At 40.7% G+C, this 23,308-nt stretch carries 23 protein-coding genes; 11 read left to right on the plus strand and 12 right to left on the minus strand.

Features of this window, described 5'->3' with window-relative positions; genetic code table 11:
* Positions 1–338 precede the first annotated feature (338 nt).
* Positions 339–1,100 carry a TetR/AcrR family transcriptional regulator gene (locus TY15_RS17190; RefSeq protein WP_040205996.1) on the minus strand — a complete coding sequence of 254 codons (762 nt, stop codon included), beginning with the start codon at positions 1,098–1,100 and terminating at the stop codon, positions 339–341.
* 184 nt (positions 1,101–1,284) lie between these two features.
* On the opposite strand from TY15_RS17190, the gene TY15_RS17195 reads away from it, so the two are divergent.
* Both TY15_RS17195 and TY15_RS17200 read left to right on the plus strand, forming a co-directional pair.
* Entirely contained in the window at positions 1,285–2,175 is an 891-nt protein-coding gene (locus TY15_RS17195) for an ATP-binding cassette domain-containing protein (RefSeq protein ID WP_040205997.1), read from the plus strand.
* Positions 2,172–2,960: an ABC transporter permease gene (locus tag TY15_RS17200; RefSeq protein ID WP_096911863.1), complete on the plus strand. Its 789-nt coding sequence runs from the start codon at positions 2,172–2,174 to the stop codon at positions 2,958–2,960. Before TY15_RS17195 ends, TY15_RS17200 begins: the two co-directional genes overlap by 4 nt.
* Before the next feature lie 52 nt (positions 2,961–3,012).
* On the opposite strand, the gene TY15_RS17205 is transcribed toward TY15_RS17200, so the two are convergent.
* From TY15_RS17205 to TY15_RS17215, 3 genes are all read right to left on the minus strand, one after another.
* Positions 3,013–3,657: a TetR/AcrR family transcriptional regulator gene (locus TY15_RS17205; protein ID WP_040205999.1), complete on the minus strand. Its 645-nt coding sequence runs from the start codon at positions 3,655–3,657 to the stop codon at positions 3,013–3,015.
* A gap of 95 nt (positions 3,658–3,752) precedes the next feature.
* On the minus strand, positions 3,753–4,859 hold the full coding sequence (locus TY15_RS17210; protein WP_040206000.1) for an ABC transporter permease: 1,107 nt from the start codon (positions 4,857–4,859) through the stop codon (positions 3,753–3,755).
* Positions 4,856–5,578, minus strand: a complete 723-nt coding sequence (locus TY15_RS17215; RefSeq protein ID WP_040206001.1) for an ABC transporter ATP-binding protein — start codon at positions 5,576–5,578, stop codon at positions 4,856–4,858. The genes TY15_RS17210 and TY15_RS17215 overlap by 4 nt, the downstream gene beginning before the upstream one ends.
* A gap of 251 nt (positions 5,579–5,829) precedes the next feature.
* On the opposite strand from TY15_RS17215, the gene TY15_RS17220 reads away from it, so the two are divergent.
* The 3 genes from TY15_RS17220 (at position 5,830) to TY15_RS17230 (ending at position 8,758) form a co-directional block, all read left to right on the plus strand.
* Entirely contained in the window at positions 5,830–7,299 is a 1,470-nt protein-coding gene (locus tag TY15_RS17220) for a sensor histidine kinase (protein WP_040206002.1), read from the plus strand.
* Entirely contained in the window at positions 7,296–7,988 is a 693-nt protein-coding gene (locus TY15_RS17225; RefSeq protein ID WP_040206003.1) for a response regulator transcription factor, read from the plus strand. The genes TY15_RS17220 and TY15_RS17225 overlap by 4 nt, the downstream gene beginning before the upstream one ends.
* Positions 7,989–8,077: 89 nt before the next feature.
* Positions 8,078–8,758 carry a DUF2306 domain-containing protein gene (locus TY15_RS17230; protein ID WP_244440951.1) on the plus strand — a complete coding sequence of 227 codons (681 nt, stop codon included), beginning with the start codon at positions 8,078–8,080 and terminating at the stop codon, positions 8,756–8,758.
* Positions 8,759–8,887: 129 nt separating this feature from the next.
* Here TY15_RS17230 and TY15_RS17235 read toward each other — a convergent pair whose 3' ends face one another.
* From TY15_RS17235 to TY15_RS17245, 3 genes are read right to left on the minus strand one after another with little or no spacing between them, the layout of a single operon-like run.
* Positions 8,888–10,756 carry a PTS fructose transporter subunit IIABC gene (locus TY15_RS17235; RefSeq protein WP_040206004.1) on the minus strand — a complete coding sequence of 623 codons (1,869 nt, stop codon included), beginning with the start codon at positions 10,754–10,756 and terminating at the stop codon, positions 8,888–8,890.
* Positions 10,757–10,758: 2 nt separating this feature from the next.
* Positions 10,759–11,685 carry a 1-phosphofructokinase gene (pfkB, locus tag TY15_RS17240; RefSeq protein ID WP_040206005.1) on the minus strand — a complete coding sequence of 309 codons (927 nt, stop codon included), beginning with the start codon at positions 11,683–11,685 and terminating at the stop codon, positions 10,759–10,761.
* Positions 11,682–12,431: a DeoR/GlpR family DNA-binding transcription regulator gene (locus TY15_RS17245; protein ID WP_040206006.1), complete on the minus strand. Its 750-nt coding sequence runs from the start codon at positions 12,429–12,431 to the stop codon at positions 11,682–11,684. The genes pfkB and TY15_RS17245 overlap by 4 nt, the downstream gene beginning before the upstream one ends.
* Before the next feature lie 334 nt (positions 12,432–12,765).
* Here TY15_RS17245 and TY15_RS23275 point away from each other — a divergent pair, with 334 nt between their 5' ends.
* Positions 12,766–13,383 carry a hypothetical protein gene (locus tag TY15_RS23275; RefSeq protein WP_052353822.1) on the plus strand — a complete coding sequence of 206 codons (618 nt, stop codon included), beginning with the start codon at positions 12,766–12,768 and terminating at the stop codon, positions 13,381–13,383.
* Positions 13,384–13,635: 252 nt separating this feature from the next.
* Here TY15_RS23275 and TY15_RS17255 read toward each other — a convergent pair whose 3' ends face one another.
* The 5 genes from TY15_RS17255 to TY15_RS17275 form a co-directional block, all read right to left on the minus strand.
* Entirely contained in the window at positions 13,636–15,294 is a 1,659-nt protein-coding gene (locus tag TY15_RS17255; RefSeq protein WP_040206008.1) for a LolA family protein, read from the minus strand.
* Positions 15,295–15,312: 18 nt separating this feature from the next.
* Positions 15,313–15,846: an RNA polymerase sigma factor gene (locus TY15_RS17260; protein WP_040206009.1), complete on the minus strand. Its 534-nt coding sequence runs from the start codon at positions 15,844–15,846 to the stop codon at positions 15,313–15,315.
* 234 nt (positions 15,847–16,080) lie between these two features.
* Positions 16,081–16,413, minus strand: coding sequence for a YqzG/YhdC family protein (locus tag TY15_RS17265; protein WP_040206011.1), 333 nt, complete (start codon positions 16,411–16,413; stop codon positions 16,081–16,083).
* Positions 16,414–16,570: 157 nt separating this feature from the next.
* On the minus strand, positions 16,571–17,674 hold the full coding sequence (locus TY15_RS17270) for a DUF1648 domain-containing protein (protein ID WP_040206013.1): 1,104 nt from the start codon (positions 17,672–17,674) through the stop codon (positions 16,571–16,573).
* Positions 17,675–17,680: 6 nt separating this feature from the next.
* A complete protein-coding gene (locus TY15_RS17275; RefSeq protein ID WP_040206015.1) occupies positions 17,681–18,067 on the minus strand; it encodes a GntR family transcriptional regulator in 387 nt (128 codons plus the stop codon).
* 120 nt (positions 18,068–18,187) lie between these two features.
* On the opposite strand from TY15_RS17275, the gene TY15_RS17280 reads away from it, so the two are divergent.
* The 5 genes from TY15_RS17280 (at position 18,188) to TY15_RS17300 (ending at position 23,170) form a co-directional block, all read left to right on the plus strand.
* Positions 18,188–18,694 carry a GNAT family N-acetyltransferase gene (locus TY15_RS17280; RefSeq protein ID WP_040206016.1) on the plus strand — a complete coding sequence of 169 codons (507 nt, stop codon included), beginning with the start codon at positions 18,188–18,190 and terminating at the stop codon, positions 18,692–18,694.
* Positions 18,695–18,920: 226 nt separating this feature from the next.
* Positions 18,921–19,127: a hypothetical protein gene (locus TY15_RS17285; protein ID WP_142305370.1), complete on the plus strand. Its 207-nt coding sequence runs from the start codon at positions 18,921–18,923 to the stop codon at positions 19,125–19,127.
* A gap of 426 nt (positions 19,128–19,553) precedes the next feature.
* Positions 19,554–20,795: an MFS transporter gene (locus tag TY15_RS17290; protein ID WP_040206018.1), complete on the plus strand. Its 1,242-nt coding sequence runs from the start codon at positions 19,554–19,556 to the stop codon at positions 20,793–20,795.
* 179 nt (positions 20,796–20,974) lie between these two features.
* A complete protein-coding gene (locus TY15_RS17295) occupies positions 20,975–21,430 on the plus strand; it encodes a DUF2269 family protein (RefSeq protein WP_040206278.1) in 456 nt (151 codons plus the stop codon).
* Positions 21,431–21,595: 165 nt separating this feature from the next.
* On the plus strand, positions 21,596–23,170 hold the full coding sequence (locus tag TY15_RS17300) for a cation:proton antiporter domain-containing protein (RefSeq protein WP_040206019.1): 1,575 nt from the start codon (positions 21,596–21,598) through the stop codon (positions 23,168–23,170).
* Positions 23,171–23,308: the final 138 nt, after the last annotated feature.

Here is a 23,308-nt window from a genome sequence, read left to right on the forward strand (position 1 = left end):
GGTAAAATTTAGTAGATTGAATACCTAAGCTAAAATAATAGTCGAGTATGGTCAAATCCATACTAGAAGAGTGATCTACGTAGACTTCCTCAGAAAGGGGCCGTCTAGCTGTAAAATCCTCCCTGAAATATGACAAAAAATGCTGTGTTACGATGGCATTGCATAGGAAAGCAAATCATATCAGTTCATCTAAGAAAGCAATACTGGGATCCAGCATCGCTTTCTTTTATTTTTTACTTTAAGGGAATCCAAATTTCTGAGAATAATCAGGACTCCATGTATCCCCGTCTGAAAGAGGATTTTAAAAACTAGCCATTTTGAAACTTTCTAATCCCAAATCATTTTTTTGATTCGAGATAATGCTCAATTCCATCAAGAATCCGCTCAAGTCCAAATGCAAAATCGTCTCCTACGGTGTTTGCTGCTTGATTTTCTTCCGTATAAGCCCCTGACATTAAGACGGGATATAAATCGGGAAAGCCATCGGAGGTAACCAGCTCCTTGAGTGCGCCGCTGTATGCAAGACCAGAAAATTCACTAGGCTTCATCCCTGCTTGGACAGCCCGATCCATATCTTTCATAATCAATCCACAAGAACGTGCGTAACCGCTAAGGAGAAGGACAATTGACATTTTCTCAAAATCATTTAGGGGCAGCTCACGAGTGGTTCGTAGCCCTCTATCAACCATTTTGAGCTGATTTGGCATTATCGGGACCCCTGAAATCGGGATATCGATGAACCAAGGATGTTTCTGGATGATTTCTATTGATGCCTTTACATATTGGCGCATTTTTTCACGCCAATCCGAATCTGCCTCCTCGGCAAGGGGAGAAATATCACAGACTGCATCTTGTATAAGTAAAAGTAAATCATCTTTACTTGGGATATACCGATAGAGCGACATCGCCGTGAATCCTAGTGTAGAGGCCACGCGGCTCATGGAAACGGCTGAGAGACCTTCTTTGTCTGCAATCTCAATCGTTGCGTCGATAATTTGCTGGATACTTAATTCTCGTTTTGGACCACGTTGCGACTGTTTGATTAATCCCCAGCTCAAGGCCACACCCTTAGGAAGGTTATCCCCATTTTGGTGCTCCATTTCTTTCACCATCCTTTATACATACATCACCAAAGTGACGAACTATCATGAATATGATTTGAAAAAAAGAGATTGTATACATAAAAAATGTAGTTGCAGAGTTATTGTATATGTAATATACTGTGTATGCAATAAACTGTTTATGGTATATACAGTGTAAATTTAGGAAAGAAGGAGGACTATCATGACTCAATTAGCGATTGAAATCTCCGGCTTAAAAAAGAAATTTGCGGATAAGGTTGTTCTTAATGGAATCGATCTTGAAGTTCCAGTCGGAAAAATATTTGCCTTGCTCGGACCAAATGGGGCCGGGAAGACGACATTAATTCATATACTTTCTACATTAGTTCCCGCTGATGCGGGGAGCGCACGGATTGCAGGCTATGATATTATCAGCCAAAAAGAGGAGGTCAAACAGGCTATTAGTCTCACAGGTCAATTTGCCGCCATTGATGAGATGTTAACCGCTGAGGAGAATTTGTGGATGATGGGCAGATTGTCAGGACTTTCACGATCGGAGTCACGTGCACGAGCTCGCGAGCTGCTCGAGCAATTTGATCTAACAGAGGTTGCATCAAAACGAGTAAAACCCTTCTCAGGAGGGATGCGCCGCAGGTTGGATCTTGCCGTCAGCTTGGTGGTCCATAAACCGATCCTGTTTTTAGATGAACCGACGACGGGTCTTGATACACGAAGCCGGAGAACCTTGTGGGATGCCATTCTTCAATTAACGGATGAGGGAGTAACTGTCTTTCTAACCACCCAATATTTGGAGGAGGCTGATCAGTTGGCTGATACCATTGCCGTTGTTCATGCTGGAAAAATAGTCGCCCACGGTACGGCGGATGACCTGAAATCGCAAATTGGGGGAGAAGTAGTTGAATTGCGTGACGAACATGATGTGGTAATCAAGGAAATTCCAACAGGTGGTAGTATTCATGAGATTAAGCAAATATTAGATTCTTTGGAAAAAAACACGACATCTGAAGGGACACGGATTAGCATACGGAGACCTAGTTTAGAGGATGTATTTTTAAATCTAACGACAAAAGAAAGGGAGGAATCACTTCGATGACAACCGAGACCGCACCAATTAGAAAAAATTCGTTATATGTAAGTAGTTCCGTGTTTATTTGGCGGAGTATGCTCCATAGTTTGCGAAATACTGAGGCTCTCATTATGGCGATTGTCTTACCGATTATGCTCATGCTGTTATTTACGTATGTGTTTGGTGGTGCCATTGATCCGGGCGGGGAATATGTGAATTATGTGGTGCCTGGCATCATTTTGTTGTGTGCCGGCTATGGGTCATCTAGTACAGCTGTGGATGTGGCAACCGATATGACGAATGGGATTATTGATCGCTTCCGAACAATGCCGATTCCTAGCATCCATGTGATAACAGGACATGTGGTAGCAAGCCTTTGTCGCAATCTTGTAGCAACCGGGGTGGTTATTGGGGTGGCCTTACTAGTAGGGTATCGGCCGATTACTAGTATAACAGCCTGGTTAGCAGCAGTAGCGATTATTATTTTGTTCATTTTGACCCTTACCTGGCTCTATGCGGCGATCGGCCTTGTTGCTGGTTCCCCAGCAGCGGCTAGTGGCTACGGGTTTGTCTTATTATTTTTGCCGTATTTATCGAGCGCATTTGTTCCAACAGAGACGATGCCAAATTGGCTCCAAACAGTGGCCGAAAATCAGCCGATAACACCAGTCATTGAAACGATTAGGGCACTACTGTCAGGTAATGCGGTTGGGGATCATATTTGGTGGGCAATTGGCTGGTGTGTGCTAATCCTTGCCGGGGCGATCGTATGGGCGACAGCGACTTTTCATCGTAAAGCAGGAAATCGGTAGAGTACGTAATAAAAAGAAAGCCGAGCAATTATTCTTGCTGGGCTTTCTTCCTTTATTTTTTCCCTAAGCCATTCATGATAAACTCAATCGTACGCTCGGTTTCTAGTTCGTCATCCCAGTCGCCGTCGGGGAATAAAATATAACGGGAAAACAAATAGCCGAAAATATTTGTCATCGCCATTCTTGTCACACTTTCAGGTGGCAGTTCAATTAATTGTCCCTTTTCTTGAAAGTGTTTGATGATAGTAGAAACACGCTGAAAAATATTCTTCGCAATTTGTTCAATAAACTGTTCCTTTAATTCAGGCTGGAATGGTATTTCCTGCAGCATGATTTTAATAACAGGGAGGAGCTTCATCAAAGCCACTCGGCGATTTTCAATCGCTGCCCGCAAAAAATCTTCTACTCGTTCGTATGGTTGATCAAGCACTTTATTAAAGTCGTTCACAATAAAGGGACCAATTAATTTTGTCATGATTGGACCCACAATCGACATCAATAAATCCTTTTTGGTTTTATAATGACGGAAAATCGTTCCCTCGGCCACACCAGCTTTTTTGGCAATTTCATTTGTGGAAGTAGAAGCATAGCCTTTTTCCGAAAAGGATTCTATCGCAGCAATCAGGATCTTTTTTTGTTTATCCGTTAATTTATTTTCATCAAATAGCTGTTGGATCATCACTTCTTCTTCTATCATTGTTTACTCCTTTATTCCCATTCATCTATTTTCATTTTATATCATTTTTAATAAAAAAGGAAAAGTGAATAAACTGATCAAAATCGTTGCATAAACTAGATTTTGCGATATTTCTTCAGAGCGATCACGTTTAAGACAATAAACACGAGTGCGAAACCTAACAACACTAGAAGATCGATGCCAATATCACTTAAGCCTAAGCCTTTGTACATTACGCTGACCAAGGCATCGCCGCCATAGTACATCGGCATACATTTGGCAATCACTTGCATCCACTCTGGCATTCCTTCAACGGGAAAAATACCGGCGAAAAAGACTTGTGGGATGATGGCAATCGGGATAAATTGCATCATTTGAAATTCAGAATTAGCAAATGCGGATAGAAGGATCCCTAGGGACAAGGCGACAAGTGCTAAGCATAAATTAATAATGATCACGTTCCATAAGGAGCCGACTAGCATAATATCTAATACTTTGACCGCATAGAAGACGACAATCAATGTTTGGATAATCGCGAATAAACCGTAGCCTGACAAGTAACCAAATACGATATCTCGTCGTTGAATAGGGGTGGCTAATAATCGATCAAGTGTACCAGTGGTTCGTTCGCGCAATAAAGCAATCCCCGAAATCAAAAAGACGAAGAAGAAGACGAAGAAACCAACTAAGATCGGGCTTAACTGATCAAAAAAGGTTGTATCCTCATTTCCATAAATAAACTTTGTCGAAATGGCAGGTGCCTTTGTTTGATCTAACTTGATTGGTGCTCCCTGCAACTTACTTTGAATAGTTTGAATGAAGGTGGTTATTTTTGCGGCCTGCTCCTTAGCATTTTCAGCTGCGATGGCTTGTGTGACTTGCATCTGTAAGGCCTTTGCTGCGGATGGCTGCTCATTTATCAGCGTAAGGTTAATGTGATCACCGTCGAATTGGAGAAATCCATCTAGATCATCATCCTTGATGACCTGCTTTAAATTGGCTTGGGCATCATATTGTTTAACAATGATATCTTTATCTTTTAATTGGCTGACAAGCGTCTCATCCACACCTGTAACGCCAAGCCTTGGGTCAACGGTATTGCTACTTAGTAAATAATGAAGTAAGGTCAGAATCAATAATGGCGCGACCATCATCATGGCTAAGGCTCGTTTGTCACGTACCATTTGATGGATAATCCGCTTGAGTAGTGCTAGGATTCTCATTTCTTCTCACCTCCCGCTTTCAAAAAGACTTCTTCTAATGATGTAATTCCATAATGTTCCTTCAATTCCTGTGGACTTCCGCTCGTAATAATCTCACCGTCTCTGACCATGGCCAGACGATCACATTTTTCCGCTTCATCCATTACATGTGTCGTTACCAAAATCGTTTTGCCTGTCATTTTTAAGCGCTGGATCTCTGCCCAAATCGATTGTCGCAGTTCAGGATCAATGCCCACTGTTGGTTCATCTAGGACAAGGACCTGAGGATCTTGAATGAGGGCTACTGCTAGTGATAAGCGGCGTTTCATCCCACCAGAATAATCTTGAACTCGCTTTTTTAGATGGTCGGTAAGATTGACTAAATCTGCCGCATAGGCGATTCGTTCCTTTTGGACCTTTTTACTTAGTTTGAATAGCGACGCGAAGAAGGCTAAATTTTCCTCCGCGGTTAAATCGGTGTATAAGGCATCGGCTTGTGCCATATAGCCAATTTCTTGCAATAAATTCAGGTTTGGAACAGGTGTATCTAATACATGAACCAATCCTTCAGAGGGACGATCCATTCCGACAATCAGTTTTACCAAAGTTGTTTTACCTGAGCCTGAAGGACCAATCAGGCCATATATTTGACCAGGTTCCACAGATAAGCTGATGTTGTTCAAAACGACCTTTTTCCCAAAACTTTTGCTTACGTTCTTTATCGATATCGATGCTGACATCTTAATACCCCCTTCGGGAAAATGAATGAGTGATTACTCACTTAGATTATAGCTATTCTACAGCATAGGTCAATGTTTTTTAGCTTATTTTAAGAAATAATAATAAAATGGTGAACAAAAGCTACAATTTTATACTTTTTTTAGAATTAGTTTAGAAGGTGTTTAGATATGGAAGGTAGCATGTATAGTAGTAAGTCTTTCTACATGTTAAATCGCATATTCAAGAAAAAAATTGTTAAGGAGATTTGCCTATGTCGATCAAGACGAGATTGTTATTTTCCTATCTCGCGATGACCTTTATCCCTATCGTTCTATTTGCTGCCATTGCAGCTACGCTGGTTACTAGTTTTTATAAGGATATAGCAGGGACAGGGGATGGAAAGCGGATCCCTGCCTTTTGGGAACTGGCGAATCAACGACAAGATCTGATCGCCGGGGTAAAGTTTATGACAGAAACAGCCCCTGACCATTTCATGGACAACGAGTTCCTCAAGGACACGGATTTACAATTGAATCGTTTGTATACAGGACTGGTTGTCATGAAAAATAAGCAAGTACTCTTCACTTCACCATTACTAAATCAGCTTGATCTTGAGCAACCGCTGCAAGAGCTCGAAACCAATCAGCACCAAGACCAGTGGGGGAAGAAAATCGATGGGCATCTATCGCTAGAAACCTACGATGTTACCTTTAAAGACGGAACGACCGGCACGGTGTATTTACTTTCTGATATGGAGCCGATATTTAAGGAAGTAAGAAAGTTTTTCCCGTTACTGTTGCTATCCTTACTTGTGGTCATCGGGTTAACAAATGGCTTGCTGACCTTTTTTGTATCTCGTAGTTTTATCCAGCCACTAATTACATTAAAACATGGTGCAGAACAAATGAAGGAAGGGAATCTAGATTATGAAGTGAACCTGAATCGAAAAGATGAAATCGGCCAGGTAGGAGCTGCCTTTGAAGACATGCGGATCCGTTTAAAGGAGTCTATTCAGCTCCAAATAAAGTATGAGGAAAATCGTAAAGAATTAATGTCTAATATTTCTCATGATCTGAAAACGCCGATTACCGGAATCAAAGCGTGTGTGCAAGGCATACAGGACGGAATTGCCGATACTGGTCCAAAACGGGCAAAATATATGAATATGATTGCCAAAAAGGCAGAAGATATGGATCTTTTGATCGATGAATTGATGTTGTATTCCAAACTTGATCTGAAACGGCTGCCGTTTCATTTGGAAACAATGGACTTGAATGCTTATTTACGAGATTGTGTGGAGGAATTACAACTTGATCCACGGATGGAGACCATCAAGATCACCTTTCCTATTCTCAGTAATCAGCCAGTTTTAGTCATGGCTGACCGTGACAAATTGCATCGCGTCATTCTGAACATTTTTGACAACAGCGTAAAATATATGGACAAGCCCGACAAGGAAATTCGTTTGGAGTTAATGGATGGGCTCGACGTAGCTATCGTCAGCATTCATGATAATGGACCAGGCATTGATAGCGCAGCATTGTCGCATATTTTTGACCGTTTTTATCGAGCTGATCCGTCTAGGAATTCTGAAACAGGAGGGACCGGGCTTGGATTAGCGATTGCTAAACAAATAATCGAAGGGCAAGGTGGCCGCGTTTGGGCGGAAAGTCAGATTGGTGAAGGAACCAGCATGTATTTTACACTGCCAAAAAGCAAACTGGAGAGTGAGTATGAGTGAAACGGATCTTAATCATCGAGGACGACCAGGTAATTGTGGAAGTAGAAAAGGATTATTTAGAGTCTAGCGGCTTTGAGGTGGAAATCGCGACAAGTGGAGACGTTGGTCTGAAAAAGGCTTTAGTGGAGAAATATGATTTAATCATTCTCGACCTAATGCTGCCCCATATCGATGGTTTTGACATCTGCCAACAGATTCGTCAGGTGAAAAACATCCCGATTTTGATGGTCTCCGCCAAGAAGGAAGAGATTGATAAAATCCGTGGTCTCGGTCTTGGAGCCGATGATTATATGACCAAACCGTTCAGTGTCGGTGAGTTGGTTGCCAGGGTTAAGGCCCATCTTGCCCGATATGATCGCTTAGTAACAGATTACCAAGAGCGAAAAACGGATGAAATTAGGATCAGAGGCATCCGCATCGATAAGCAGTCACGAAAGGTCTTTGTGAATGAAAAGGAAGTCCCGTTTACCTCGAAGGAGTTTGACCTGCTAGTATTTCTGACCCTGCATCCTAATCGGGTGTTTCGTAAGGAAGAATTATTTGAAAAAATTTGGGGCATGGATTCATTGGGGGATTATGCGACTGTCACCGTGTTTATCGGCAAATTACGCGAAAAAATTGAAACAGAGCCGTCCAAACCACAATATATTGAGACCATTTGGGGCGTTGGGTATCGCTTTAATGTGTAGAGAACTGAATCTTTTTATCAAGGGGAATGGAGAAATTGAAAATAAAAGGGAGAAGAACGAGATGAAACATAATAAAGTGGTGAATGCTGATGGCTGACAAAAGAAAAATGGGGGTGACGAACAGGATGAAAGCAAGTAAAGGTTGGTGGCTATTAGTGATCGTTTCTATTGGAGTCATGAGTCCTTTTGTGGCACCATATTTGACCTTCGATCCGGGGAATAGTCGAGTGTCGATGACACCATCAAGTCTACAATTTCCACTGCTCGTTGCCCATATTGGGACGGCCTGTGTGGCACTCATTTCAGGTTTTTTTCAGTTCCTCGAATCGATACGAATCAAGGCGCCAAAGCTCCATCGTAATCTAGGAAGAGTGTATGTGGGCAGTGTCTTTCTAAGCGGGGGAATTGCTTTGGTCTATCTTTTCTATGTAGATAATTTTTCTAAGGCTATTTCGTTTCTCGTCTTAGCGATGATCTGGATTTATACTTGTTGGAAAGGATACAGAACCGCGCTAAAAAAACGCTTTGCGGAGCATCGTAAATGGATGATTCGTAGTTTTGCTGTTACCTTAGTTGCGGTCAGTGCGCGCTTATTGGTACCGTTTTTGCTGTTAGCCTATGCGGCTTTACATCGGTTTTCCCTTCCTGGAGGTAGAATGATGATGGTTGAGGAAGTGTTAAATGTGAATATTTGGGTGGGGTTACTGGTTAATTTCATAGTAGTAGAATGGAAGATTCTCAAACCCAAAAAAGATAGTCTGACTGAATGAAAGAAACGAACGCGAAGCACCTGGAGCGGAAATCAGCGATCCATTTAACCAGCTGGAAAATTAAATATAGTCGGGGCTCCCAATGGTCAGTTACCTGACTTTTTGGACAGCCCCGACTATTTTTATTGTTTAACTCACAACAGGCTTTTTCAAGAAGCCAAGTAATAAGGCAGAAACAACCGCACCGATTACTACGGCTAATAGGTATAACAGCCAGCCTCCATCAACAAGTGGAATCACGAACACGCCACCGTGAGGGGCCCGAAGTCCTATATGAAACATCATCGATAATGCGCCGGCAACAGCTGAACCAACCATGACAGATGGGATGACACGAAGGGGATCAGCGGCAGCAAATGGAATCGCCCCTTCTGTAATAAACGATAATCCCATAATATAGTTTACTTTCCCAGCTTCACGGTCTTGTTGACTAAATTTCTTCTTAAATAGAGTCGTAGCAATTGCAATTCCTAATGGAGGAACCATTCCGGCTGCCATAATTGCTGCCATAGGTTCATAGACGCCATTTGCTAATAATCCAGTTCCAAACACATAGGCTGCCTTGTTGATTGGGCCACCCATATCAATTGACATCATTGCCCCTAAAAGTATACCAAGTAAAATAGCATTTCCAGTTCCGAGACTGGATAACCAATCAGAAATAGCGGTATTGAGGGCACCGACTGGTTTGTTGATGACATAAACCATGATAAAACCAGTTAAAGCAATCCCTAAAAGTGGATATAATAGAATCGTTTTTATTCCTTCTAAAGATGATGGTATACCAACTAATACTTTTTTCAATCCAACAACCAAATAACCTGCTAGGAAACCGGCAATCAGTCCACCTAAGAACCCTGCACCACCGCTACTCGCTAGCATTCCACCGACCATACCTGCCGCAAAGCCGGGACGATCTGCAATACTCATCGCGATAAATCCAGCCAATACTGGTACCATTAAGGCAAAGGCATTGTCACCGCCAATGGCTTTTAATACAGCAGCAAAAGCATTATAGGTGGGGTCATCAGGATTAGCAGAATTAAAGCCGAACATAAAGCTGATCGCGATTAAAATTCCTCCACCGACAACGAATGGAAGCATGTTAGAGACGCCACTCATTAAGTGCTTGTAAATGGTAGCACCCACGCCTCTTCCAGTTTGTACACTTTCACCCGCGTTACCGCTTCCATGATAGATCGGTGCATCTTGTTTTAAGGCTCGTTCAATTAACTGCTGAGGTTTACGGATTCCGTCAGCCACTGCCACTTCAATCACATGTTTTCCATTAAACCGATTCATTTCCACTTTAGTATCGGCCGCAACAATCACCGCAACAGCGTTTTCAATCTCGTCAGTAGTGAGGACATTCTTAGCGCCACCTGATCCGTTTGTCTCGACCTTAATATCAATCCCCATCTCGGCTGCTTTCGCTTTTAATGCATCGGCTGACATATACGTATGGGCGATTCCGGTTGGACAGGCTGTTACGGCGACAATAAATTGTTTCTTGCCGGTCATGGATTGATCTTCCGTAGCTTCCTCTTGATCATAGCTCTCAATGATGGCTAATACCTCAGTTTCTGATTTCGCATCGAAAAGCTGTTTTCGAACTTCTTCTTTCATTAAGATAGAAGAAAGTCGAGCGAGCGCTTCTAAATGTGTATTATTTGCTCCTTCAGTGGCAGCAATCATAAAGAAGAGGTGGGCTGGTTGACCATCTAGAGATTCATAGTTTACGCCACCCGTAGACCTTCCAAATGCAATCGCTGCCTGTTTGACTGCGTTTGTTTTGGCATGGGGAATGGCAATTCCATCGCCGATTCCCGTTGTACTTTGTTGTTCTCTTTTTAAAATCTCTTTTTTAAAATCAGATCGATTGGCCAGTTTCCCTGCAGCATCTAATACTGTTACCAATTCTTCCACAACATCTAGCTTTTCCGTACTTGTTAGACTGAGATGGATGGTGTCTTTGGTTAATAGCTCTGTTATTCTCATCATCATTCTCCTCGTAATTGTCTTTTTTCTATCATTACTTGAGATAGTAAACCATCGGCTTTTTCACGAGTGCATAAGCCGATTGAAAAGGCCGTTGCACTGCCGGCTGCGACGCTATATCGAAACGCTTCTTCAATCGAATTTGTTTTTTTATAAGTGGCAATAAAACCAGCGACCATTGAGTCGCCTGCACCCACGGAACTTTTTACTTCCCCTTTAGGAACAGTGGCAATCATGGCGAGATCTTTCGTAATAAGGACGGCACCTTGGTCGGCAAGGGAGACAATCACATTTTGAGCACCTTGGGTAATGAGCTCTCTCCCATAAGGAATAACCTCTTCGCACGTAGTGATCACGGTATTGAATAAATCCCCTAATTCATGATGATTCGGTTTGATAAGGAAGGGTTTTAATGGGAGTACCTTTTTTAACAAGTCACCCTCGGCATCGACGACAAATTTAGTCCCATTTTCATTACAAATTTTCACCAGTTCCTCATACGTAGTCGCTGGCATGGTCGACGGAATGCTTCCAGCTAAGACGAGGATATCCTCACAGGTCAGTTCATGAATTTTTCTCTTTAGCGTTTCAAAGTTTTCACTTGTGATATTAGGTCCTTTTGCATTAATTTCCGTCTCTGTATCAGACTTTAGTTTTACATTGATTCGTGTATCTTCGCTTACTCTCACAAACTCGGTGCTAATCTCTTGTGATTTTAAGTAGGACTCAATATAATCCCCGGTAAAACCGCCTAAAAATCCAAGAGCGATACTTTTCACATCTAATCTTTTTAAAACTTGGGAGACATTAATCCCTTTTCCACCAGGCAGTTTGGTCTCACTGCTGGTTCGGTTCAATTCCCCAAGATGAATTTGGTCAAGTTCGATCATGTAATCGAGAGATGGGTTTAACGTTAATGTGTAAATCATGAAGTTACCACCTTTATTTTGGTCTTACTACCGTACTGCTCTTTCGTTTCCACGTCTAACTCGTTTGTTAAAATGGTTGCGGCGTGAAGATCGGCAATCTTTGCAAAGGAAATTTCTGAGAACTTGGTCTCATCTGCTAGAACAAACGCTTCACGCGATAAAGATATCGCTTCTTGTTTGATCATGGCTTCTTCCTGGTCTGGTGTAGTGAATCCTAATTGGGGATGAATGCCATTGACTCCCATAAAGCATTTATCAAAACGATAGTGTGTTAGGCTTTCTAATGCACCGCGGCCGATCATCGCTTTCGTTGTCGGTTTAATATTTCCACCTATTAAAAATGTTTTTATCTTTTTGTCGAGCAGTTCATTGGCATGCATAAGTCCATTCGTGACAACTACAATAGTAGAAGGAAGAAACGGAATCATTTCCAAGACGGTAGATCCTGCATCCAAGTAAATGCAATCGCCCTCTTCGACTAAACCAGCTGCATATTGAGCGATTACTCGTTTAGCTTGAAGGTTTTTGGATGATTTCTCCGTCATACTGGGTTCTTGAAGCTTTCCTTGAAGCCGGGCCGCTCCGCCATGAACTCGTTTCAGAAATTTGCCTTCCTCTAATTGTGTTAGGTCACGGCGAATGGTTGATTCTGATGAATTCGTTAGTTCCACAAGCTCTTGTAGCTTGACGGTATTCTTGTTCTTTAATGCATCTATTATCATTTGATGGCGTTCAGTTTCTAACAATGTGCCACCTCCTAAAACGCTTTCATTTATTTGATATTCTTATCTTACTGCTATTACCCACAAAAATCAATCAAAAACTTTCAATAACATTCTTTAACAGTCAAAAACATTCACAATCTTGTCAAAACTGACCCATTGTTCTTAGTGGCTAATCGGAGAAGGTGTGGGAAAAGAAAATAGCGTCAGTTTATTCCTGTTGAAATACTATCTGCTATAATGAAGGTAAATGGAAATATTATACTTGAATTGTTGTTTCCGAAAAAATCTGGTTGTTCTTATTATTTGATATAGATGGTAACGGTATGAATTAGGCTTTGGAAGGGAGTTCATTCAAGTGTTATCTTTTGAGGAAAAAAAGGCAATTTTTCATTCATTTAAGTTGAAAGAAAAGAAGATTAGTAATGGAAGAGTCAGCTTTGTTTATCCTGAAAGTAAACAAAAAGGGCAGGTATTAGCAACACAATTGCATCCAAGTGGGAATGGCTATGTAATCGGAAAGTACATGTCAGAGGAAACCATTCAAAAACATGGCTACCAAGTAGATTCACGAGGTTGGATTTCCATCAAGGTTTTTTCAAAAGAGGAAATAGCGAGGGTGATTACTGAGGCGATGAAGTCAATGGCAGGGTCGCATCAGGCTGCGGAGTTGGCTATTGCTAGCTTGCCAAAGGTTGAAGCAGCTGACAACCTTATGGAAGGTTCTTTGGAAACCATGCGTGCGCCCATCCAATTAGAACGTAAACCAGAGCGGCATCAACTCGTTGAAGACAAGCAGGAAAATGGAAAAATTGGCTTGACTGAACCAGCAGCCCCATTTGAAATGTATCCGGGTTCCTGTTTATTTGCCTGGTTAGGCCTGACATTATCGACGATGGAATATGGATTTTCAGTCTGGCAGAAAGCTGTAAGGAAATATGCCGGATTGGCAGCCAATTGGCAATCGAAGAGGTAAACGAGCAAACCTTGCCATTCATGCTGGCAAGGTTTTTGTAAGAGATTTTTATATTATGTCTTCATCAAAGGGATGAAGACCAAAAGTGGGCTGGTCCACAGAAGAAAAGGTCCTCATCAAAAAGATAATGCTGAAAACTGAGCCAGCCAGCTAGAATAGGGACCTTCATAGGCCAAATTACTGCTTTTTTCGAAAGGCCACCTACCATACAAAGAACCCACTAAGCTCTTCCTTAGTGAGTTCACTTAAATTTTACTCTACCGGGTCGTATCCAACGACCGTCCAAATTCCTGTCGCATCCTGTCTCACTACCCGTTTTAAATAAACGGTCTTAATGGGCGATTTATCGCCACTGACTTCAACAATCGCCACCTTTCCATCATTTTTCACAATCTTTAATTCAGTGCTATTGATTGGATAGTCACCGCTAATCCCTTGCGGAGAAATTTTTAGACTGACAAACACCTGTGTCGTAAATACCGGGTCAAGTTTCCAAGGCGAGCTACCTGCATCGACACTCTTTTGGTCATTTTCTTCAACTGTTATGTCATATGGAACTGTCACTTGTGGTTTCGTTTGATCATCAAGTGATGGTATCTCCAATACTCCATTGGTTAATTCCTCCGTAAACGAAACTAATTCTTCTAATGAAGCATTGCCAACAATGGCGAATTCAACTCCATCTTGTTGCCAACGGATTGAACTTACATTAGATATGCCTGCATATAAACTACCTCCACCAAGAACTCCGGCATCTTCAGTAATAGGTGACTGGATTTCAACGTTATTCTGATTGATTTTTCCTAAAATAGCTGTTGGTGCAGGCGTGAATTTGGCAACGGCTTTCCCTTGAACAAAAATGATCGTTTGCGCTTTATCCTTTGTCTGATAATACATTTTTACGATTTTTTGCTGAGGGATAACGGTTATTTGTTTCAGAAAGTACCCTGCTGGAATGGCCTTCGCTGTTTTTGGCGTAAAACCAACCGCCGCTTTCGCTTCATTTAGGTCAGTTACCACTTGTTCAGGGTTTGTATCGATCACCTTAAAGCCCTCAGGTACATGATAAGAAATCAGTTCATCTGGTATCTTTTTGCTAAAGTCCATTTTTGTGTACGTTATTCTATATTGGATCGCATTTTGCATCGCCGTTTGTTTTTGCAATGGCAGCTTTGTTTCCCGGTCAATCCAAATGCGGTAAGGCGAACCGCCCTTTGGAGTAACTTCAACAATGGTTGCCTTTCTACCAGCAACCGTATCATCGCCAACCACTTTAGTAGACAAGGCAGCCTTAACTCCTTTAATTTCGTTACCCAGTTCAAATATAAACCGGTATGCATCAGGAAAGGCTGAAAATACCTGAACTTGTTTATTTGTAGGCTGGATTTGCCATTTTTTCTGTCCATTATTAACGGTAATGACATCTTTATTTGAACCTTCCAACCATTTAATATAGTAATTTCCGTCTTTATTAGCCCAAACTTCTAATTTTGCTTGGGTCGTCGAATTTCCATTTGCGTTGGTTTCGACTATTTCAAGCGTTCCATGGTAGGCTTGCACATCATTGAAAGCCTCCTCCATGGCATTCACGATATTGGCGTTGCCAAAGGGGAACAGAAAATTGATCATCAGCGCCAAAATGGCTGCGACACTGGCAATACTAGTCAGCCAAAGCCATTTTCTTTTTTTAGTAGGTTTCTTTTGGATTAATTGCAGTTCAACCGCTTTTGTTAGCCTCTTTTGAAAATCTGCTTCGGGCATAACGGGTTCCTTTAAACGTTTGACTCTTCTTACCATTTGAAAAAGTTCGTCCATATCTGGGGAATCTGATTCATAGTCGTCTTCAGCAGGTCGCTGCTCTGCATTCAAACGATCAATAAAATCAGATAATTGTTTTTCCTTGTGATCCATAGGTTGTTCACTTCCCATCTATTTATTGGATTTTAAGATGTTAGCAAGAGCCTGTAATGCCCGATGCTGCATGACCCGGATGGTAACATCTTTTTTATTCATAAGTTTGGCGGTTTCGGCCACGGAATAGCCTTTGATAATCCGTAACTCAATCACAGTCCGCTGTTCTTTATTTAATTGGATAAGTGCATTTTCAATTTGCATTCGCTCTGTGCTTGTTTCCGAGGGATCGGGAGCTGAGTGATCGATGGGATGATATAAGTCAATATCAACAGTTGGTCCGCGTCGTTTTTTCTTTCTCCATAAGTCACGCAGCACGTTCAGGGCGACTGTTTTTAAAAAGCCAATATACTTATCGGGATGTATTTGGCCCTTTTGTAAATAAGAAATCGCTTTTACAAATGTCTCCTGCGTGATATCCTCAGCTTCCTCACGATTTTGGACCTTGTAATAGATATATCGATAAACCGGTTCCCAGGTCGTTGTACAAATTTCTTCGATGGAAGGAGTGTTACCGTCGTTTCCTTGTTGTGGTTTCTTAGATTCAGGCATAAATTTTAGCACCTACTTTCACTGCCAAGTTGTTATCAATAATAAAAACGTCACTGGTGGGGAAGGCGTTACAAAAACCGCCAATTATTTATGAAAAAGCATCATAATAGGAGGAGGATTCGTAATAGATGTAGAATTATCGAAAAATACGTTGGAAAAAATGAGAGGGCTGCTGTAAGCGAAGGAGAATAAAGAAAAAGGAACATATGGAAGAATGCCCCTTTTAAAATCGTTCTATTTTTTTGTTTCTTTAAAAGTAATTTTAACTACTTTTTCGGTTTGCGTGTTAAATTCAATATTGATAAAGACGCCAAATTCTTTTTTGTTGTCTTTTAGCCAAAGCTTGAACCGTTCTGTTGAGGTCCGTGGACCGGAACGGCGGCCGATATGAAGATAATCAATGATATCGGCATGTGGATATCTTTCATGTGTTTTTTTCATCGCAAGGGTGCCCCACTTTGCATAGGGAGGTATGGGTTTCTGGGCGTTAACAATGTGATGTCCCTGTAGAGGGCTGACGCTAATGGAACCAATGGTGATAAACAAACAGAGCAATAGTTTTCTCACAGAATTACCTCTTTTTTTCTATTAGCATTGGCGTAGGAGCCTAAAGTTATGTATCCGATTAAGCGTGAAAGAAATTATTTATTATAGAGAATTTAAAGAGGGGCTCCAAAAAGTTAGTGAGATGACTTTTTGAACACCCCCTTTTTCTATGTGCTTCTTATCCAAGCACTTTAGGCAGAATGGCGACGATCAGGATGATCACCACGATAAAGATCCATGATAGCGGATGGGCCCAGTTATTTGTCCAGCCAATCCCAAAGCGCTTTTCCAAAAAGATCGCTGGGTCATTTTTATTAAAATAGAACATGCCTAGCTTCCAGTATTGGTCGTCATCGCGATTAATGACGGTGCTTGAAGGGCCACTCCCTTTGATCGTAACTCGGCTTCCACCTTGACCGGTTGTAATCGACAATAAAATCGTTGCACCGCAAACACCAATCACGTATACAAGTGGAGCAATCATTAAGAATTGATGATTAATCGAATAAATCAAAGAGAATTGATGAAGAGATAGCAACATGACTATGCCGGTACCGGCGATCAGCGTAAATAGAGACCATCTTCTTCTAAAGGTGACATTTTGCTGAATCGATACCTCTGGATTTTCGGCAGATACTTGTTGCTTCGCTTTAGAAATGACGATATTGATGAATAAAAACAGCATTGTCATATACATTTCCATAATCGGCATGAGCAGGACAGACCGATAGGATTTATTCGCCCATGTCGTTACCTCGCCGCTAAAATTGTACTGCATTGGATAACGATCCGGAATTTGTTGGAAATTTACAAGAGTGATGACGATAGTCGCGATTGAAAAAATAAAGGGAATGACAAACCAACCATTGGATAGCGTGAGCTTGCGGTTTCGGAATCCCATATCCACAAGGACCTGCTGTGGTTTCGCAACCCATGATGGATTTTGCCGCTTGAGCTCCTTCATTTGGCGGTGAAAGATCAGATAAACAATAAAGCTACCAAACAGATAAACAAAGATTAGGATGGTAAATAAAGTGGCGATGAAGTCTTCATCATGCCCGTTAGCGAATAACGAAAAGATAATTATAGTGGCAAGTGCCAGTAATCCGGTTGTCCAGGCATAGCTTTTCCGCTTCTTTTTAATTGAGACTTCATGGAAAATTTCTTCCGGAATGGAAACACCAAAGCTTTCCGTTTTCCGTGTCCAGTAGGGGATGAAGATTAACGGTACAAAAATCGGAACCATCATCATGAGTAATAACAATAACATCGTGGTATTCATAAACAATCACTCCTTTGACTGAAATTCGGCATAGATTTGACGGCAAAGCTGCAAAAAGTCTTGCTCGGTGACATTACGACATACGGACTCGGCAATAATCGGGTGGATTCGCTTGGTGATTTCGGACCAGTAGGCTTCATCGACAGATGGAACACCATCAGGATTCACGACAACTCCTTTTTGGCGATGGATTAGGATGAAACCCTCCTGTTTTAACTGCTGATAGGCCTTATTCACGGTATGAAGGTTAATTCCTAAATCTGAGGCAAGTGATCTCACTGAAGGTAAGGGGTCACCAGATCTTAATTCTTTTTTCGCAATCCCCGCAATGATTTGATTTTTTAACTGTGTATAGATGGGTTCCTCTGATTCCAAGTCGAGTGCTATATACACTAGGCTCACACTCCTTTTGTTATATCTGTTATACATATAATATAACAGATAGATTTATATTTCAATACCCGGCTGATAATTTACGTGGTAAAATACGGAATAAATAAGGAGGTTTCTTCTATGGAAATTAGATTACTAACCCCAGCTGATGCTAAGGACTATTGGAAGCTTAGGCTTGAAGCACTCCAACAACATCCAGAAGCATTTTTAACAAGTTATGAAGAATCTGTAAAAAGGGAAAATCCTGTTGAACAAGTCGCCCGTAATTTTACTGCAGACGGCAGCTACACGTTTGGGGCATTTGAAGAGGGGGAACTGATAGGGGTTGTGACTCTACTACAAGAGGAACGTGTGAAAATACGGCACCGGGCTAACATTTTTGCTATGCATGTGACGTCTTGCAAACAAGGGTTAGGGATTGGTAAGGACTTAATGAAAGAAGCGATCAAGAAAGCACGAAGCATCGAAGTGATTGAAAAAATCAATTTATCTGTTACTGCCGGCAATGAGAGGGCCAAACGACTTTACACTTCATTAGGTTTCAAGGTGTACGGGCGTGAAGAACGAGCACTTAAAATTGATGGTGTGTACTATGATGATGAATATATGGTTTTACAGGTGAAATAGAAGAAGATGGAGAGACCCCATTCTACAGGAAGAGGATGGGGTTTGGAGATTAAATGACGGGGGAGACATGGCTTCTGATTGTAGAACAGAACCAAATCAGAAAATTTTAAAAATATAAATGAAAGCGCTAACATTTTTAAGGTGGGAATGGTATAATAAACCAAGAGGCCTCATGATTATTTTTCATAAGATCCTTCTTAATGAAATGATGAAAGGGGTAAAGGAGATGACAGAAAGTATCTTTAATCTGCTGAAAAAAAGGGGAATCGCAGTACCGGAAAATCAAATGCAGCCATTTATGAGTCAGGTGGATGTTTATAAACTTTTGAACAATAATCGTCCTGGTGATAAGCAAATGGTAGGCCATCCAAGTTTACGGTATGTACCTGATGAGTTACGGGTTGATATAGAAATGAAGGAATCCTTCCATTAACTACTAGGAACATCAACTGACAATGACCTCACGTCCACCATTCAAATCAAAAAATAAGTTGAATTATTTTGTAATAGATGAATAAAGTCCAAATCAAAACCGATTTGGACTTTTCTCATGTTCTGTGGTTTATCACTTTTGATAGTAAAAATAATGTTTGTCAATGCTTCCACTTTGTTACAAAAATGCCTTGAATCTTGAAATTAAATCGAGTAAGATAGACATACGTTATTTTGAAAGGGTGACTTAAAGGCCGATGATCTACTAATCCTATTTTGAACAGATTTGGATAAAATGAAGAACATTTCTGGATAGGATTAGTGCGGTCTTTTTTACATAATGGAAAGGTAAAGTACATGGGGTACTCTGCCATTTTGTGACCTGCTCTGCCTCCTATCCAGCATGAATGGATAAGGAGGTTTTTTTATGGAACAAACGAATTCAAATGTAACAATCGGGTCATTGTTTCGGAATAAAGTAATCCGGACATTATTGCTCTCGACCTTCTTTTTGCAAATCGGGATTTGGGTACGAAATTACTCCATCTTGTTATTTGTGGTGGAAAAAACAAATGAAGATCCCGTAGCCGTATCACTCATATCGGTGGCAGAGTTTGCCCCAATCTTTCTGTTTTCCTTTATTGGCGGTACCTTTGCTGACCGCTGGAAACCAAAGCTGACCATGATTTGGTGCGATTTCTTAAGCGCCATATCGATTTTTGTTGTTCTCTTGGCGCTTGTTCTTGGTGGCTGGAAGGTCATTTTCTTCGCCACGTTAGTATCGTCGATCCTGTCACAGTTCTCGCAGCCATCAGGAATGAAGCTATTCAAGCTTCATGTTAAGGAAGAGCTAATTCAAATGGGGATGTCGATTTATCAGACGATTTTTGCGTTGTTTATGATTCTGGGTCCAGTTCTCGGTACGTTTGTGTATCAACGCTTTGGCATCGATGTCGCCATTGCCGTTATGGGTGTGGCCTTCTTATTATCAGCTGGTATTCTATTTATGTTGCCAAAAGACTATGAATTAGAAGAAAGTACAGAACAAACGACGCTTATGCAAGAGATGAAAGCTGGTTTCAAATATGTATGGAATAGCCGTGCTTTGAGATTACTTGGTGGTAGTTTTGCAGCAGCAGGATTAGCACTTGGACTAACTCAGCCATTGGCTGTATTCCTTGTGACCGAACAGCTTGGCCTGCCAAAAGAAGAACTGCAATGGCTCATGGCGGCCTTTGGAATCGGAATGATTCTAGGTGGGGGTCTAACTGTTGGGGTTGCGAAAAAGACACCGCCACAAATCCTACTAGCAATTGGGATGAGTGCTAGTGCGCTTGGATTCATGGTGATGGGCTTTTCGGAATTATTCTGGCTCACCTTAGCCGCAGAGTTTTTGAGTGGTCTGTTTATGCCATGCGTGCATATTGGGATCAATACGATGATCTTAAAGAACACAGATTCTGCCTTTATTGGCCGTGTTAACGGTATACTAAACCCGATTTTCATGGGGACGATGGTGATCACGATGACCGCGAGCGGCTGGTTGAAAAAGACCTTTTCGCTTGTTGCGATGTATGAAACGACCGCACTATTATTTATTATCGGCATTGTCATTCTTGTTCCACTCTTCAAGCATAATCCTGTATTGAAAAAGAGTGAAGAAGCCTGATGGATATAAAGTTACATTTGACCATGTAAGTCAAGGAAACGGGAGCTTGGATGAGGAAATTCTCTCCAAGCTTCTTTCTGTTGCAATGAGGATCCTAGCAATTAGAAAACTACACAAAGATAAAAGTGGAATTATGATAATATAGGAGTATAGGAGCAAATTTGGAGGTTGGCATCAAAGTGGCTATACTTTATAAAATCATTGTGTTTATTCATATTTTTTCTGCTATTTTAGGAATGGGACCCGGGTTTATTTTGACAACAGTTGTTAAATCTGGTCAAACGATGACCGAATTAAGACATTCCTATAAGATCAGACATAAGTTACATATTTTTGTTATGGTTGGCGGCACCTTGTTACTAATTACGGGTTTGGCAATGGGCTGGTTAAATCCAAGTCTATTTCGAATGGGCTGGTATGTTACAAGTCTTGTCCTCTTTTTGGCGGCATTGGCGATTGGTCCACTTGTCCTATCACCTCGGTCAAAACCAGTTAAGGAATTATTAGCTACACACGAAGGCGACGATATTCCGGATGAATATTGGCAGTTATCAAAGATTCTCTTTCAATTTGAAAACCTAGAGAATGTCATTTTTCTCATCATCATCACACTCATGATTTTAAAACCATTTTAACTAGCAAAGGGGTGGAATCATAATATGCCATCCCGTTTTTTTATAAGGATCCATTTTCAAGGGTAATTGAAAATGGTGGTGAAGTTATTATTGGATTAGTTGAAAATAAATGATACTAATATTTTCATGTGGAATACTAGATAGTAAAAAGGAGGTTTATTTAAAGTGAATGATCTAGATTTACACCATATTTTCGAAATTGGCCTTATATTAATAATGATGGCGGCGGGTATTACAGCTATCTCCAAAAAATTAAAACAACCATACCCAATCGCATTAGTCATAGTTGGGACAATTATTGGTCTTGTAAACATTCCTGTATTAGAACCCTTAAAGGATTTTATTACAGAAGGTGAAGTTTTTAACTTTATGATCATTACTCTGTTTTTGCCAGCTTTATTAGGTGAAGCAGCTTTAAAACTACCCTTTTCCCATTTAAAAGAAAATAAAAGACCTATTCTAGTTTTAGCTTTTGGAGCAACTCTTTTATCCTTTCTCATTGTCGGTTTTTCTACAATATGGCTTTTAGACTTTTCGATTCCAACAGCATTTGTTTTTGCTGCGTTAATGAGTGCCACTGATCCTGTAAGTGTTATCTCAATTTTTAAAAGTGTTGGGGTAAACAAAAGGCTGGCCACAGTTATTGAAGGAGAAAGTTTATTTAATGATGGATTGGCGGTTGTCCTGTTTAACATTTCAACTTTTTATTTACTAACCTATCTTGATCTTGGAATTGTAGGTGTAGGCTATGGATTTTGGGAGTTTATAAAGGTAATCTCATTGGGACTTATAATAGGTGGTGCCCTAGGGTATGGTTTTTCGCAATTAACTAAATACTTTGATGATTATCCTCTGGAAATTATCTTTAGCATTATTCTATTCTACGGTTCGTTCATACTAGCAGAATCTGTCCATGCTTCAGGTGTAATTGCCGTTGTTGTGGCTGCGCTGATTTTTGGAAATTATGGAGCGAAAATTGGAATGAGCCCGACGACAAAGTTAAATATTAATAATTTTTGGGAGGTCACCTCTCTGCTAGCCAATTCAATCGTATTTCTAATGGTTGGATTGGAAATAACGCAAATTAACTTAGCCGACAAATGGGGGTTAGTATTTCTTGCTATAGTGATCGTGCTTATTGCAAGAAGCATTGCTGTCTACATAAGTTTATTGTTCATCAAGAATTTTCCAACCGCCTGGAAGCACGTTATTAATTGGGGAGGTCTAAAGGGATCGCTATCCATTGCACTTGTTTTAAGTCTACCTCGTGATTTTACAGGGAGGGAAGAACTCTTAATCATAGCGTTTAGTGTAGTGTTATTTTCATTAGTTTTCCAGGGACTGTCTATAAAACAGCTATTGTCCATCCTAGGTGTTAATAAAAAAGAGGAAGGGTATAAGGAATATGAAGAACTTATTTCAAGGGGACATTGTGTCGAAACAGCCATAGTAGAGATACAAAAAGTAAAAAGAAATCTGTTTATTACTGACGCAGCAGCCAAAGAGATTATCATAAAATACGAACAAGAACTAGCCGAATTACATATTAATATCGATAAACTTTTTGAGAAGTATCCCGGCCTAAAAGAAAAACAACAATCTATCTTGGAAAAACATGCGTTATACGCCCAACACGAAGCTATTGAGAACTTGTTTAAAGAAGATATTATCTCTAATAAAGTAGCTGAGCAAGAACACAATAAGATTACTGACCGAATAGTAGAATTGGAAAATTCATAAGGAATATCGCCCACAGGTTAACATGAGGTGTAGAGGATGGTAAAAAAGTAAGTCTCCCATGAAAAACAAGTTAAACAAGTAAAATAAATTGAAACCTTATTGGATCTGTCCCGTATATGTATACATACGTTGTAACTA

It is taken from the genome of Neobacillus jeddahensis (genome assembly GCF_000612625.1).
GTDB classification, from domain to species: domain Bacteria; phylum Bacillota; class Bacilli; order Bacillales; family Cytobacillaceae; genus Neobacillus; species Neobacillus jeddahensis.